The sequence below is a fragment of the Streptomyces sp. SID5910 genome, assembly GCF_009862125.1.
Lineage (GTDB): Bacteria > Actinomycetota > Actinomycetes > Streptomycetales > Streptomycetaceae > Streptomyces.
Window position 1 is genome coordinate 1 of record NZ_WWHX01000765.1, and the last position, 13,109, is coordinate 13,109.

The 13,109-nt window shown below is 73.4% G+C and carries 14 protein-coding genes and 2 pseudogenes; 12 read left to right on the forward strand and 4 right to left on the reverse strand.

Translation table 11 applies throughout. From position 1 onward, the window contains the following. The 6 genes and pseudogenes from GTW67_RS26640 to GTW67_RS26665 all read left to right on the forward strand — a co-directional run. Positions 1 to 287: pseudogene (locus tag GTW67_RS26640) on the forward strand (hypothetical protein); the annotation flags it as partial. 18 nt (positions 288 to 305) lie between these two features. Continuing rightward, positions 306 to 1,871, forward strand: a complete 1,566-nt coding sequence (locus GTW67_RS26645) for a segregation and condensation protein A (RefSeq protein WP_202437734.1) — start codon at positions 306 to 308, stop codon at positions 1,869 to 1,871. 62 nt (positions 1,872 to 1,933) lie between these two features. After that, a complete protein-coding gene (gene scpB, locus GTW67_RS26650; protein WP_237519043.1) occupies positions 1,934 to 2,509 on the forward strand; it encodes an SMC-Scp complex subunit ScpB in 576 nt (191 codons plus the stop codon). Continuing rightward, positions 2,509 to 3,627, forward strand: coding sequence for a pseudouridine synthase (locus GTW67_RS26655; protein WP_161167328.1), 1,119 nt, complete (start codon positions 2,509 to 2,511; stop codon positions 3,625 to 3,627). Before scpB ends, GTW67_RS26655 begins: the two co-directional genes overlap by 1 nt. A 79-nt stretch (positions 3,628 to 3,706) precedes the next feature. After that, positions 3,707 to 4,426, forward strand: coding sequence for an NUDIX domain-containing protein (locus GTW67_RS38225; RefSeq protein WP_161167329.1), 720 nt, complete (start codon positions 3,707 to 3,709; stop codon positions 4,424 to 4,426). Beyond that, positions 4,423 to 5,448 carry an ADP-ribosylglycohydrolase family protein gene (locus GTW67_RS26665; RefSeq protein WP_161167330.1) on the forward strand — a complete coding sequence of 342 codons (1,026 nt, stop codon included), beginning with the start codon at positions 4,423 to 4,425 and terminating at the stop codon, positions 5,446 to 5,448. Before GTW67_RS38225 ends, GTW67_RS26665 begins: the two co-directional genes overlap by 4 nt. Here the strand turns inward: GTW67_RS26665 and GTW67_RS26670 are convergent. Beyond that, positions 5,445 to 6,149, reverse strand: coding sequence for a nucleotidyltransferase domain-containing protein (locus tag GTW67_RS26670; protein WP_161167331.1), 705 nt, complete (start codon positions 6,147 to 6,149; stop codon positions 5,445 to 5,447). The genes GTW67_RS26665 and GTW67_RS26670 overlap by 4 nt on opposite strands. Before the next feature lie 23 nt (positions 6,150 to 6,172). After that, on the reverse strand, positions 6,173 to 6,571 hold the full coding sequence (locus GTW67_RS26675; protein ID WP_161167332.1) for a Rieske (2Fe-2S) protein: 399 nt from the start codon (positions 6,569 to 6,571) through the stop codon (positions 6,173 to 6,175). A 154-nt stretch (positions 6,572 to 6,725) separates the two neighbouring features. Between GTW67_RS26675 and aroH the strand changes: the two genes are divergently transcribed. From aroH to der, 5 genes are all read left to right on the forward strand, one after another. Then, positions 6,726 to 7,088, forward strand: a complete 363-nt coding sequence (gene aroH, locus GTW67_RS26680; protein WP_161167333.1) for a chorismate mutase — start codon at positions 6,726 to 6,728, stop codon at positions 7,086 to 7,088. Beyond that, on the forward strand, positions 7,085 to 8,170 hold the full coding sequence (locus GTW67_RS26685) for a prephenate dehydrogenase (RefSeq protein ID WP_161167334.1): 1,086 nt from the start codon (positions 7,085 to 7,087) through the stop codon (positions 8,168 to 8,170). Before aroH ends, GTW67_RS26685 begins: the two co-directional genes overlap by 4 nt. A gap of 120 nt (positions 8,171 to 8,290) precedes the next feature. After that, the gene (cmk, locus tag GTW67_RS26690) at positions 8,291 to 8,986 is read left to right on the forward strand and encodes a (d)CMP kinase (RefSeq protein WP_161167335.1); all 696 of its coding nucleotides are present in this window, start codon (positions 8,291 to 8,293) and stop codon (positions 8,984 to 8,986) included. A 62-nt stretch (positions 8,987 to 9,048) separates the two neighbouring features. Beyond that, positions 9,049 to 9,636 carry a lysophospholipid acyltransferase family protein gene (locus GTW67_RS26695; RefSeq protein WP_161167340.1) on the forward strand — a complete coding sequence of 196 codons (588 nt, stop codon included), beginning with the start codon at positions 9,049 to 9,051 and terminating at the stop codon, positions 9,634 to 9,636. A 74-nt stretch (positions 9,637 to 9,710) separates the two neighbouring features. Continuing rightward, entirely contained in the window at positions 9,711 to 11,189 is a 1,479-nt protein-coding gene (gene der, locus GTW67_RS26700; RefSeq protein WP_161167336.1) for a ribosome biogenesis GTPase Der, read from the forward strand. A 75-nt stretch (positions 11,190 to 11,264) separates the two neighbouring features. Here der and GTW67_RS26705 read toward each other — a convergent pair whose 3' ends face one another. Both GTW67_RS26705 and GTW67_RS26710 read right to left on the reverse strand, forming a co-directional pair. After that, on the reverse strand, positions 11,265 to 11,579 hold the full coding sequence (locus tag GTW67_RS26705; protein ID WP_161167337.1) for a hypothetical protein: 315 nt from the start codon (positions 11,577 to 11,579) through the stop codon (positions 11,265 to 11,267). Positions 11,580 to 11,643: 64 nt separating this feature from the next. Beyond that, positions 11,644 to 12,426 (reverse strand): DUF8842 C-terminal domain-containing protein, encoded by a 783-nt coding sequence (locus GTW67_RS26710; protein WP_161167338.1) that lies wholly within the window; start codon positions 12,424 to 12,426, stop codon positions 11,644 to 11,646. A 440-nt stretch (positions 12,427 to 12,866) separates the two neighbouring features. Here GTW67_RS26710 and GTW67_RS26715 point away from each other — a divergent pair. Beyond that, positions 12,867 to 13,109: pseudogene (locus tag GTW67_RS26715) on the forward strand (hypothetical protein); the annotation flags it as partial.

Consider the following 13,109-nt stretch of genomic DNA (forward strand, 5'->3'; position numbering starts at 1 on the left):
CCGGGGCCGACGCGCAGGAAGGTTCTGCCGCGGCCCAGCCCCGCAAGCGCGGCCGGGCCGCCTCGCGGCGCCCCAGCGGCCGTGAGCGGCACGACGAGAAGATCACCGTGTACGTCTCCGCCGAGGAGCTGATGGACCTGGAGCACGCCCGGCTGGTGCTCCGCGGCGAGCACGGGCTCGCCGTCGACCGCGGCCGGATCGTCCGCGAGGCGGTCGCCGTGGTCCTCGCCGACCTGGAGAGCCGCGGGGACGCCAGCATCCTCGTACGGCGGCTGCGCGGGCGGTAGCGGTAGCCTGCGGGGGCCATGACCTCGAACGACCCTCCCCGCCCCGGCACCCCTGCCGCCCGTCGCCGCCCCCTGGGAAGGGGCCCGACGCTCCCCCGGCCGACCGCGCCTGCCGAGGAGACGACGCCGGCCACCGAGCCGCCCATTCCCGCCGGAGCCGAGCCCGAAGAGCCGACGCCGGTCACCGAGCGGCCGGTCTCCGCCGGGACCGAGCCCGAGGGGGCGACACCCGGCACGGAGCCCGCGCAGGCGCAGCCCGCGGCGGGGCCGGCCCCTGAGGCCACCGGTGCGGCGACGGAGCCCGATGCGGGACCCGCCGGCCGGGAGGCCACCACGCCGGACGACCCGGAAGCCCCGACGCGTGCCCGCCCCGAGGCGGCCGGGCCGGAGTACGGGCCCACATACCGCGGTCGTCCGCCACAGGACGCCCCAGGGGCCGCGCCGCCGGGCGGGGCGACGTCCCGCCCGGAAGCCGGGCCGGAGGCCGGAGCGCGGGCGTTCGCCGCCGCGCCGCCCTCCGGGATCGTGCGGGCGGCACCCGAGGCCGCGCCAGAGGTGCGACCGGACGCCGAGCCGGGAACGTCCGGCGCCGCGCCGGAGGGCCCGGGGCCGGGGGACGGCCCCGGGGAGCAAGCGAGCCCGTCACCGGAGCCCCTGGAGCCCGGCCACGCGGCTCAGGCGGCCCCGCCGGGAGGCGGGCCCGAGCCGTCGGTCCACGGAGCGGCGTCCCACGGCCTGCCCCAGGCCGCCCCCGAGGATGTCGCCGACGGTGTCTTCAAGGTGCGGCTTGTCAATTTTGAGGGGCCCTTCGATCTGCTGCTCCAGCTGATCTCCAAGCACAAGATGGACGTCACCGAGGTCGCGCTGTCCAAGGTGACCGATGAGTTCATGGCCCATATCCGGGCGCGGGGAGCGGACTGGGACCTCGACGAGACGACCGAGTTCCTCGTGGTCGCCGCCACCCTGCTCGACCTCAAGGCGGCCCGGCTGCTGCCCGCCGCCGAGGTGGAGGACGAGGCCGACCTCGCGCTGCTGGAGGCCCGCGACCTGCTCTTCGCGCGGCTCCTCCAGTACCGCGCGTACAAGCAGATCGCGGAGATCTTCAACGAGCGGCTGGAGGCCGAGGCCCGCCGCTACCCCCGTACCGTCGGCCTGGAGCCCCACCACGCCGAGCTGCTGCCCGAGGTCGTCATCAGCATCGGCCCCGAGGGGTTCGCCAAGCTCGCCGTGAAGGCGATGCAGCCCAAGCCCAAGCCGCAGGTCTACGTCGAGCACATCCACGCGCCCCTGGTCAGCGTGCAGGAGCAGGCCCAGGTCGTCGTGGCCCGGCTGCGGGTGCTGGGCGAGGCCAGCTTCCGGGTCCTCGTGGACGACACCGAGGACACCCTGACCGTCGTGGCCCGCTTTCTGGCCCTCCTGGAGCTGTACCGCGAGAAGGCCGTCGCGCTGGACCAGGAGACCGCGCTCGGCGATCTGCTGGTGCGCTGGACCGGCGGGGACGGGGAGGCCGGGCCGGTGGTGACCGACGAGTTCGACCGGGGGCCCGAGGAGAACGAGAAGACCGCGGAGGAGCAGCAGGCGTGAGTGAGCAGAGCACGGAGGCCGTTGCCGGCCTCGACCTCAGGCCCGCCCTCGAAGCCGTCCTCATGGTCGTCGACGAACCCGCGACCGAGGAGCACCTCGCGAAGGTCCTCCAGCGGCCCCGGCGGCAGATCGCGGACGCCCTGCGCGAGCTGGCCGACGAGTACACCGTCCAGGGCCGCGGCTTCGAGCTCCGGCTCGTCGCGGGCGGCTGGCGCTTCTACACGCGCCCCGAGTACGCCGCGGCCGTCGAGGGCTTCGTCCTGGACGGCCAGCACGCCCGCCTCACCCAGGCCGCCCTGGAGACCCTGGCCGTCGTCGCCTACCGCCAGCCGGTCAGCCGCAGCCGCGTCTCCGCGGTGCGCGGCGTGAACTGCGACGGCGTGATGCGCACCCTCCTCCAGCGGGGTCTGGTCGAGGAGGCGGGCACGGAACCCGAAACAGGTGCGATCCTGTACGTGACGACGAACTACTTCCTGGAGCGGATGGGCCTGCGCGGCCTGGACGAGCTCCCGGAGCTCGCGCCCTTCCTCCCCGAGGCGGCGGCGATCGAGGCCGAGACGCTGGAAGGGGTCCCGTCGTTCGATCCGGACGCCCCGGACACCGATTCCGGGGACGCAGACGACAAGACGGAAACTTGATGCGAAGCAGCAGCGGCAGGAACAGCAGCGGAAACAACGGCGGGAGCCGTGGTGGCAACAGCGGCGGCCGCGGCGGGAGCAGTGGTGGCGGTCGCGGCAACTACCGCGGCGCCGGCAACAACCGCGACGACAAGCCGGCGGGCCGGCCGAAGAAGCCCCGCCCCGAGGAGCGGCGCTACGACGTCGGTCCCGGCGCCACCCAGGACGGTCCGAAGTCGGGCCGCGGCCCCTCGGCCCGCGGTGGCGCCAAGGGCGGCCCGAAGCGGCCCCAGCAGCGGGGCCGCAGCGCCCCGGCCACGTCCCGCGAGTACGAGACGCGGGCCGAGGAGCGCAACCGCGAGCGCTACGCGGGCAAGAAGGACGTCAAGCTGCCCAAGACCTTCCCGGGCGCCGAGCAGGAGGGCGAGCGGCTCCAGAAGGTCCTCGCGCGCGCGGGCTACGGCTCGCGGCGCGCCTGCGAGGAACTGATCGAGCAGGCGCGCGTCGAGGTCAACGGCGAGATCGTCCTGGAGCAGGGCAAGCGGGTCGACCCGGAGAAGGACGAGGTCAAGGTCGACGGCCTGACCGTCGCGACGCAGTCGTACCAGTTCTTCTCGCTGAACAAGCCCGCCGGTGTCGTCTCCACCATGGAGGACCCGGAGGGCCGGCAGTGCCTCGGTGACTACGTCACCAACCGCGAGACCCGCCTCTTCCACGTCGGCCGGCTCGACACCGAGACCGAGGGCGTCATCCTGCTCACCAACCACGGCGAGCTGGCGCACCGCCTGACCCACCCGAAGTACGGCGTGAAGAAGACCTACCTCGCGCACATCGTGGGCCCGATCCCGCGCGACCTGGGCAAGCGTCTGAAGGACGGCATCCAGCTGGAGGACGGGTACGCGCGCGCGGACCACTTCCGGGTCGTCGAGCAGACCGGCAAGAACTACCTGGTCGAGGTCACCCTCCACGAGGGCCGCAAGCACATCGTCCGCCGCATGCTGGCCGAGGCCGGTTTCCCGGTCGACAAGCTCGTGCGCACCGCCTTCGGCCCGATCACCCTGGGCGACCAGAAGTCGGGCTGGCTGCGCCGGCTGTCCAACACGGAGGTCGGGATGCTGATGCAGGAGGTCGACCTCTAGAAGCCGGAAGGCCCACAGGGTTGTGACGGGCGGCCACCCCCTTTTATAGTCGGAGTGACTATTAAGGGGGTGGCCGCCCGTGCTCGGCTACGACAAGCACGCCTACGAGCCCTTCGCCGTCACCGTCGATCTCGCCGTCCTCACGCTCCGCGCGGGCGCGCTGCACGTGCTGCTGGTCGAGCGGGGGCAGGAGCCGTACGCCGGCCGCTGGGCGCTGCCCGGCGGTTTCCTGCTGCCGGACGAGTCGGCCGAGACGGCCGCCCGGCGCGAGCTGGCCGAGGAAACCGGCCTGGCGGACGTGACCGGGCTGCACCTGGATCAGCTGCGGACCTACAGCGAGCCCGGCCGGGATCCCCGGATGCGGGTCGTGTCCGTCGCGTTCACGGCGCTGCTGCCCGACCCGCCCGAACCGCACGCCGGCACCGACGCCGCCGAGGCCCGCTGGGTCCCGTACGACAAGGCGCAGGGCCTCGCCTTCGACCACGACCGGATCCTGGCCGACGCCCGGGAACGCGTCGGCGCCAAGCTGGAGTACAGCTGCCTGGCCACCGCCTTCTGCCCGGCCGAGTTCACCCTCGGCGAGCTCCAGCAGGTCTACGAGACGGTGTGGGGGACCGCGCTGGACCGGCCCAACTTCCGGCGCAAGGTACTCGCCACGCCGGGCTTCGTGGAGGCCGTCCCCGGTGCCGCCCGCCTCACCGGCGGCCGCGGCAAACCGGCCGCCCTCTACCGCGCCGGTCCGGCCACCGCCCTGCACCCGCCCCTGCTCCGCACCCCTCGGGAAGGACGCCCCGCATGACCACGACCACCGTCACCAAGCGCGCCGCCACCGGGGCGCTCACCGGACTCGCCCTCGGGGACGCGCTGGGCTTCCCCACCGAGTTCAACGACGTCCCGTCGATCCTCGCCAAGTGCGGACCCTGGCGGGAGATGGAGCTGCCCCGGCCCGCGATCGTCACCGACGACACCCAGATGACGCTGGCCCTGGGGCGGGGGCTGCGCACGGCCATGGACCGCGGGAGCCTGACGCCGGAGGGGATGGCCGAGCCCGTACGGCGGGAGTTCATCGCCTGGAACCGCTCGCCGGAGAACAACCGGGCCCCCGGCAACACCTGCCTCACCGCCTGCGACCTCCTGGAGCAGCGGCCCGAGGGCCCCTGGCAGGACGCCAGCCAGATCCACTCCAAGGGCTGCGGCGCCAACATGCGCGTCGCCCCCGTCGGACTCGTCCCCGGCCTCAGCGACGAACAGCGCGCAGGCGCCGCCCAGTTGCAGTCCGCGCTCACCCACGGCCACCCCACCGCGCTCGCCGCCTCCGACCTCACCGCGCACGCCGTACGGCTGCTCGCCGAGGGCGCCGAACCGACCGGGCTGGTCGGGCTGCTGCGCTCGTACGCCTACGACAACCGCACCCGTTACCGCGAGCGCTGGCTCGGCGACCTGTGGACCCGCTCCCAGGACCCCACGCCCGAGCACTTCATCGCCCGCGGCTGGGACGAGTGCCTGGCGATACTCGACCGGCTCCAGCACGCGGTGCGCACCGTCTCCCCGGAGACCGACCCGTGCCTCGCGGTCGGCGAGGGCTGGATCGCCGAGGAGGCCATGGCGGCCGGGCTGCTCTGCTTCCTGCTGTTCGTCGACGAGCCGCTGACCGCCCTGCGCCGCGGCGCCTGCACCTCAGGCGACTCCGACTCCATCGCCTGCCTCGCGGGCGCCTTCGCCGGTGCCCACCTGGGCGCCGACGCGTGGCCGGCCGCATGGGCCGACCGCATCGAGTACCGGGACGGCCTGCTGGACCTCGGCCGGCTCTGGGACGCCTAGGGCGTGTCCCGCCCGGCGTCCTGCCGCGCCGAGGCCTGTCGGGTGCGGACGAGGAAGTCCTCCACGCGGCGCCGGTCCGGTTCCTCGGGGAGCGGGCTGCCGCGGACGGCCCGTTCGCTCTCCTCCACCAGGCGGGTCATCCGGGCGTCCACCTCCGGCCACGGCACCTCGCCGCGCTTCACGGCGAGGAGTGAGTCCCGGTGGTCGCCGACGTCGATCGTCAGGGCGCCCGTGCGCAGCAGGTCGCGGGCGGACGTCAACAGGCGGAGCAGGTGCATCGCGTGTTTCCAGCGCGGGGCGCCCTGGGTGCGCATGTCGGCGTCCAGCCTGCGGCGCTGGCCGTGGGCGTACCTGGTGAAGGTCGTGTGTGCCCGGCGGGAGAGGAACGCCCCTTGCAGCGCGAGCAGTTCGCGGCCCGTGGCGTCGGCGTGCTCCACGAGCGGGGAGTGCAGGCACTCCAGGATGTTCGGGTTCGCGCGCAGCGCCAGCTCGCAGAAGCGTTCCAGCTCCCAGCTGAACTGCTCCTCGGCCGGCCCCTCGACATGGGTCGGCGGCTTCTCGAAGCGCCAGAACAGCGGGGTCGGGGCGAGGAAGACGCCCCGGCGGTCCGTGTCGCTGTCCGCCGTCGCCAGACCGAAGGCGCGCGAACCCATGACACAGGCGTAGATCGTGTGGTCGCGTACCAGGGTCTCGGGATGCATGCCCGGGAGCGTACGTCGGCCCCTCAGGCCAGGCGGACCGAATTTCCCTCCACCGTGATCCGCTTCTCCGGCAGCGGCTTCGTCGCCGGGCCCTGCTCCACCGCGCCGTCGGTGATGGCGAACCTGCTGCCGTGGCAGGCGCAGAGGATGGTGCCGTCGCGCACGTCCGACACGATGCAGCCCTGGTGGGTGCAGACCGCGGAGAAGGCCTTGAAGTCGCCCTGCTCCGGCTGGGTCACCACGACCTTCTCGGCGTCGAAGACCTTGCCGCCGCCCACCGGGATGTCGTCCCTCGCCGCCAGCTCCCGCCCCGGCGAGGCGGCCGAGGAGCCGCCGTCACCGCCCCCGCCGCCGCAGCTCACGGCGAGCGTCGCCGCGCCCGTGCAGAGAAGGACTGTACGGCGGGTGGGACTGTGCGTCATGGCGTCGCTCCGGGCGTGAGGAGGGGTGAGGGCAGGGCCGGAATCAGCGTCTCAGGAGGCGGGCGCCGTGCCCCGGCCCCGCGCGGGCTGACTACGCTGGACGGACCAAGAGCCGAACCAAGAGACGAAACGCACGTCAGCAAGGAGCATCGCCGTGGCGGTACGAGCGGTCCGGGGCGCCGTCCAACTGGAACGGGACGAAGCCGGGCACATGGACGAGCGGGTCGCGGCGCTGCTGACCGCCGTCCTGGAACGCAACGGGCTCACCGGCGACGACCTGATCAGCATCTGGTTCACGGCCACACCCGACCTGCACAGCGACTTCCCGGCCGCGGCTGCCCGCAAGCTCGGCATCACCGACGTCCCGCTGATCTGCGCCCAGGAACTGGACATCGAGGGCGCCATGCCCCGCGTCGTCCGCGTCCTCGCCCACATCGAGTCCGACCGGCCCCGCGCCGACATCGCCCACGTCTACCTCGGCGCCGCCGCGGCCCTGCGCAAGGACATCGCCCAGTGAGAACCGCCCTCGTCATCGGCACCGGCCTCATCGGCACCTCCGCCGCCCTCGCCCTGGCCGCGCGGGGCGTCACCGTGCACCTCGCCGACCACGACCCCGAGCAGGCCCGCACCGCCGCCGCGCTCGGCGCCGGCACCGACGAGGCCCCCGAGGGGCCCGTCGACCTCGCGATCGTCGCCGCCCCGCCCGCCCTGGTCGCCGACGTGCTCGCCGACGCCATGGAGCGCGGGCTCGCCCGCGGCTACATCGACGTGGCCAGCGTCAAGGGCGGCCCCCGGCGCGAACTGGAGGCACGCGGGCTCGACCTCTCCGCGTACATCGGCACCCACCCCATGTCCGGCCGCGAGAAGTCCGGCCCGCTGGCCGCCACCGGCGACCTCTTCGAGGGCCGCCCCTGGGTGCTCACCCCGACCCGGGACACCGACACCGAGGTGCTGAACCTCGCCCTGGAGCTGGTCTCGCACTGCCGGGCCGTGCCGGTCGTGATGGACGCCGACGCCCACGACCGTGCCGTGGCGCTCGTCTCCCACATGCCCCACCTGGTCTCCAGCATGGTCGCCGCCCGCCTGGAGCACGCCGAGGAGGCCGCCGTACGGCTGTGCGGGCAGGGCATCCGCGACGTGACCCGGATCGCCGCGTCCGACCCCCGGATGTGGATCGACATCCTCTCCGCCAACCCGGGCCCCGTCGCCGACCTGCTCGGCGACGTCGCCGCCGACCTGGAGGAGACGGTGCGGGCCCTGCGCTCCCTCCAGTCGTCCGACGACGACAAGCGCCGCGAGGGCAGCGCCGGTATCGAGGCCGTCCTGCGGCGCGGCAACGCCGGCCAGGTCCGCGTCCCCGGCAAGCACGGCTCCGCGCCGCGCGTCTACGAGACCGTGGTCGTCCTCATCGACGACCAGCCGGGACAGCTCGCCCGCATCTTCGCCGACGCGGAACGGGCCGGCGTCAACATCGAGGACGTGCGCATCGAGCACGCCACCGGACAGCAGGCCGGCCTGATGCAGCTGATGGTGGAGCCGAAGGCCGCCCCCGTGCTGACGGCGGCCCTGAAGGAACGGGGCTGGGCGATCCGGCAGTGAGGCCCGGGCCCGCGCGCTCGTCCGCCTGTCGGAGGGGCTCCGCGGACCCAGTAACCTTGTGCGGGACGCGCTCGCGTCCCGCACACCACTCACCGCACCGCACCAGGAAGGTGTCCCCCCGTGGAAAACGGCGCCGCCCCGACCGCCCCGGCCGTGATTGTCGCCATCGACGGCCCCTCCGGCACGGGCAAGTCGAGCACGTCGAAGGCCGTCGCCGCGCAGCTCGGCCTGAGCTACCTGGACACCGGCGCCCAGTACCGGGCGATCACGTGGTGGATGGTGACCAACGGCATCGACATAGCCGACCCGCACGCCGTCGCGGCCGCGGCCGGCAAGCCCGAGATCGTGTCCGGCACCGACCCGTCGGCCCCGGCCATCGCCGTCGACGGTGTGGACGTGTCCGGCCCGATCCGCACCCAGGAGGTCACCTCCAAGGTGAGCGCGGTCAGCGCCGTCCCCGAGGTGCGGACCCGGATCACCGAGCTCCAGCGCACCATCGCCGCCGCCGCCGAGGGGGGCATCGTCGTCGAGGGCCGCGACATCGGCACGACCGTGCTGCCCGACGCCGACCTCAAGATCTTCCTGACCGCCTCCCCGGAGGCCCGCGCCGCACGCCGCAGCGGCGAGCTCAAGGGCGCCGACGTGCAGACCACCCGCGAGGCCCTGATCAAGCGGGACGCGGCCGACTCCAGCCGGAAGACCTCGCCGCTCGCCAAGGCGGACGACGCGGTCGAGGTGGACACCACGGACCTCACCCTCCCGCAGGTCATCGAGTGCGTCGTCACCCTCGTCGAGGAGAAGCGGGCGGGTAAGTGACCTCACCCTCCGTCCCCTCCGAGAAGGGCGCCGAGGTCGGGCGGCGCATCGGCGTCGGCCTGATGTACGGCCTGTGGAAGCCGCGCGTGCTCGGCGCCTGGCGGGTGCCTACGACCGGCCCGCTGATCTTCGCCGTCAACCACGCGCACAACATCGACGGCCCCATGGTCATGGGCGTGGCGCCCCGGCCGACGCACTTCCTGATCAAGAAGGAGGCGTTCGTCGGCCCGCTCGGACAGTTCCTGACCGGCATCGGCCAGGTCCAGGTGGACCGCACGTCCACCGACCGCACCGCCATAGGCCGGGCGCTCGGCGTGCTGGAGAACGGCGGCGTGCTCGGCATCTTCCCGGAGGGCACCCGCGGCGAGGGCGACTTCGCCTCGCTGCGCGCCGGCCTCGCCTACTTCGCCGTCCGCGGCGGTGCCCCGATCGTCCCGGTCGCCGTCCTGGGAAGTTCCGAGAGACCCGGGCGGTTGATAAAGGCGCTGCCGCCTCTGCGCTCGCGCGTCGACGTCGTCTTCGGCGACCCCTTCGACGCGGGCGACAGCAGCGGACGGCGCACCCGCAAGGCGCTGGACGAGGCGACCGAACGCATCCAGAAGCAGCTCACCGCGCACCTGGAAAACGCCAGGCGGCTCACCGGCCGCTAGGCGACACTTGAGTAGTGGATCACCCGGTACAGGGGTGTTCCACCGATCACCACGATGAACGAGGTACGGACTTCATGAACGACGACATCCACTCCGAGGGTTCGGGCGAGGAGCACGACCACGGGGCGCTTGGCGACGCCGAATACGCGCAGTTCATGGAGCTCGCCGCGGAAGAGGGCTTCGACCTGGAGGAGGTCGAGGGCGCCATCGAGGAGGCCGGGCACGGCCCGCTCCCCGTCCTCGCCGTCATCGGCCGCCCCAATGTCGGCAAGTCGACCCTGGTGAACCGCATCATCGGCCGCCGCGAGGCGGTCGTCGAGGACAAGCCCGGCGTCACCCGCGACCGCGTCACCTACGAGGCCGAGTGGGCGGGCCGCCGCTTCAAGGTCGTCGACACCGGCGGCTGGGAGCAGGACGTCCTCGGCATCGACGCCTCCGTCGCCGCCCAGGCCGAGTACGCCATCGAGGCGTCCGACGCGGTCGTCTTCGTCGTGGACGCCAAGGTCGGCGCCACCGACACCGACGAGGCCGTCGTACGGCTGCTGCGCAAGGCCGGCAAGCCCGTCGTGCTGTGCGCCAACAAGGTGGACGGCCCGAGCGGCGAGGCCGACGCCTCCTACCTGTGGTCGCTGGGCCTGGGCGAGCCCCACCCGGTGTCCGCGCTGCACGGCCGCGGCACCGGCGACATGCTGGACAAGGTCCTGGAGGCCCTGCCCGAGGCCCCGGCGCAGACCTTCGGCACGGCCGTCGGCGGCCCGCGCCGCATCGCCCTGATCGGCCGCCCCAACGTCGGCAAGTCCTCCCTGCTGAACAAGGTGGCGGGCGAGGAGCGCGTCGTCGTCAACGAACTCGCCGGCACCACCCGCGACCCGGTCGACGAGCTGATCGAGCTGGGCGGCGTGACCTGGAAGTTCGTCGACACGGCGGGCATCCGCAAGCGTGTCCACCTCCAGCAGGGCGCCGACTACTACGCCTCGCTGCGCACCGCGGCCGCCGTCGAGAAGGCGGAGGTGGCCGTGATCCTCATCGACGCCTCCGAGTCGATCTCGGTGCAGGACCAGCGGATCGTCACCATGGCCGTCGAGGCCGGCCGCGCGATCGTCGTCGCCTACAACAAGTGGGACACCCTCGACGAGGAGCGCCGCTACTACCTGGAGCGGGAGATCGAGACCGAGCTCGGCCAGGTGGCGTGGGCGCCCCGGGTGAACGTCTCGGCGCAGACCGGCCGGCACATGGAGAAGCTGGTCCCGGCGATCGAGACGGCCCTGGCCGGCTGGGAGACCCGCGTCCCGACGGGCCGGCTGAACGCCTTCCTCGGCGAGCTGGTCGCCGCCCACCCGCACCCGGTGCGGGGCGGCAAGCAGCCGCGCATCCTGTTCGGCACCCAGGCGGGCACCAAGCCGCCGCGGTTCGTGCTCTTCGCCTCCGGCTTCATCGAGGCGGGCTACCGGCGCTTCATCGAGCGCCGGCTGCGTGAGGAGTTCGGCTTCGACGGGACGCCGATCCACATCTCGGTGCGGGTGCGCGAGAAGCGCGGCGCGAAGAAGAAGTAGAAGAAGCAGAAGCAGCGGTGCACAGCGAGAGGGGGCGGTCCCGGCCGGGACCGCCCCCTCTCGCCGTGCCCGCGCTCAGGCGCCCCTGCGCGGGGCCGGCGGCAGCGCGGCCGGTACGTGACGCATCGTGCCGGTGCCGTGCGGGCCGAGCTGGCCGACGCGCTGCCACGGCGACTGCTGGCCGATCCGGGAGCTGTGGGCGCCCAGGCTGTAGGCGCTGTAGCCCCGGCCGCGGGACATGTTCCCGAACCCGGTGAACTCCAGCTCCTCCTCGCCGCTGCGATCCCCCGGCAGCGAGCGGAAGGACCTGACGTACTCGGCGTAGAGCGCGTCGTAGATCGGCGTGGCCGAAGGGCCACCGTGGCGGTGGGAGGAGTCGTATGCGTGCACGTATGTCCAAACGACCCCGAGCCGGAAGGGATGCGGCCGGACGGTGGTCGGCCGCACCCGGTGATCAGGTCCCTGCCAGCGGCAACGCCGCGGCGACCAGCTGTCCGTGAGCGGCCGCCCGGTCCAGCGCGTCGCGCAGCAGGTCCTCCCGGGGCTGCCGGCCGATCGTCCCGACCGGCGCCGCGAACATCAGCACCTGCTGCTGCTTGCCGGCCGCCGCGCGCCAGCCGTCGGTGACCTGGAGGGGTTGGTGCGCCTGCCACCAGGCCACCGGACCGCCGCCGTTCGTCCCCGGCTGGAGCACCGCGTGCAGCTGGCCCATGGCGAGCAGCACCGACCAGCCGTGCAGCACCGTGGGGACGGTGGACAGCTCGACGACGGGCATGAAGCCCTGCTCGATGAGCAGCGGCAGGAAGTCGTCGCCGGTGCCGGTGGTGCCCGGCCGCACGATGGGGGCGGTCGGCTCGACCACCAGGGCCGGGTGCAGCTCGTCGGCGATCAGGACCAGCCCGCTGGTCACGCCCAGCACGGCCTGCTCGGGGGTGGCCGTCTCCGGCTGCGGGCGGGCGGCGTCGTTGCTGATGGACTTCACCGCTCCCTGGAGCTGCTCCTCGGTGACCTTGACGACCTGGGAGGGCAGGCAGCCGGCGTGGGCGAAGGCGAGCACGGCGGTCTCGTCGCCGACGAAGAGGACGGTGCTGGTGCGCTCCTGCTCGCAGTCGCCCGGAGTGCGGCAGGACGTGCAGTCGTAGCTGCCCGGGGCGGACTCCCCGGCGAGCAGGCGGTCGGCTTCTTCGTCGCCGATCTCGGCGCGTACGTCGTCGCTGACGTCGAGCATGCGCGGCACGGGTGGCTCCCTCGGGATGCGGTGCGTGACCGGGCCGGGTCCCGGCCCGCGGTCCGGGTGGGTCCCCGGCTCATGCTGAAGACAACGGGCGATCCGCGGCGGGAGTCACGCCCCATGGCGAACGGAATCGAACCGCCCCGTACGGGGGCGGAACGGCCGCGACACCGGGCGCCCGGCCCTCAAGTGCCCTTCCGTACCGGCCAGTTGTCGGGGTCTGGGGACTTGGAGGTCGGTGGATCGGTAGGTCGACAAATCAGGAAATCAGTGAATTAACCGGGTGGGAGAAACAGGTGGCGTGCGGCACGTGCACCGGGCCCCGACCGGTGCGGCGCCGCCGGTCGTGACCGCATCGCAATCGGACGCGGACAACCAGAGGTGCGGGTCCCGGGTCTGACCGGACAGGGAGAGGCAGTAGGAGATCCGAGGAGGAACCGCACCGCATGACGTCGCAGCCCCCGCCGGCCGCCCCGCTGCGCGCCGACTGCATCGCCGACTCCGCGGGCGGTCTGACCTTCGACGTCGCCGCGCACGACCACTCGGGGGTGGCTCACCTGGTACTGCGCCGCCGCGACGCCGGGGCCGCCGAGGACACCGTCGGCCTGCCGCTCGCCCCGGCCGCCGAGGGCCGCCTGCGCGCCGCGCTGCCCAGCAGCGTCGCCCTCCCCGAGGGCCGCTGGGACGCT

Bases quoted from the DNA above. Each gene is read 5' to 3' on its own strand.
- GTW67_RS26645 (WP_202437734.1), top strand. From the start codon at position 306: ATGACCTCGAACGACCCTCCCCGCCCCGGCACCCCTGCCGCCCGTCGC.
- scpB (WP_237519043.1), top strand. From the start codon at position 1,934: ATGGTCGTCGACGAACCCGCGACCGAGGAGCACCTCGCGAAGGTCCTC.
- GTW67_RS26655 (WP_161167328.1), top strand. From the start codon at position 2,509: ATGCGAAGCAGCAGCGGCAGGAACAGCAGCGGAAACAACGGCGGGAGC.
- GTW67_RS26665 (WP_161167330.1), top strand. From the start codon at position 4,423: ATGACCACGACCACCGTCACCAAGCGCGCCGCCACCGGGGCGCTCACC.
- GTW67_RS26670 (WP_161167331.1), bottom strand. From the start codon at position 6,149: ATGCATCCCGAGACCCTGGTACGCGACCACACGATCTACGCCTGTGTC.
- GTW67_RS26675 (WP_161167332.1), bottom strand. From the start codon at position 6,571: ATGACGCACAGTCCCACCCGCCGTACAGTCCTTCTCTGCACGGGCGCG.
- GTW67_RS26695 (WP_161167340.1), top strand. From the start codon at position 9,049: ATGTACGGCCTGTGGAAGCCGCGCGTGCTCGGCGCCTGGCGGGTGCCT.
- der (WP_161167336.1), top strand. From the start codon at position 9,711: ATGAACGACGACATCCACTCCGAGGGTTCGGGCGAGGAGCACGACCAC.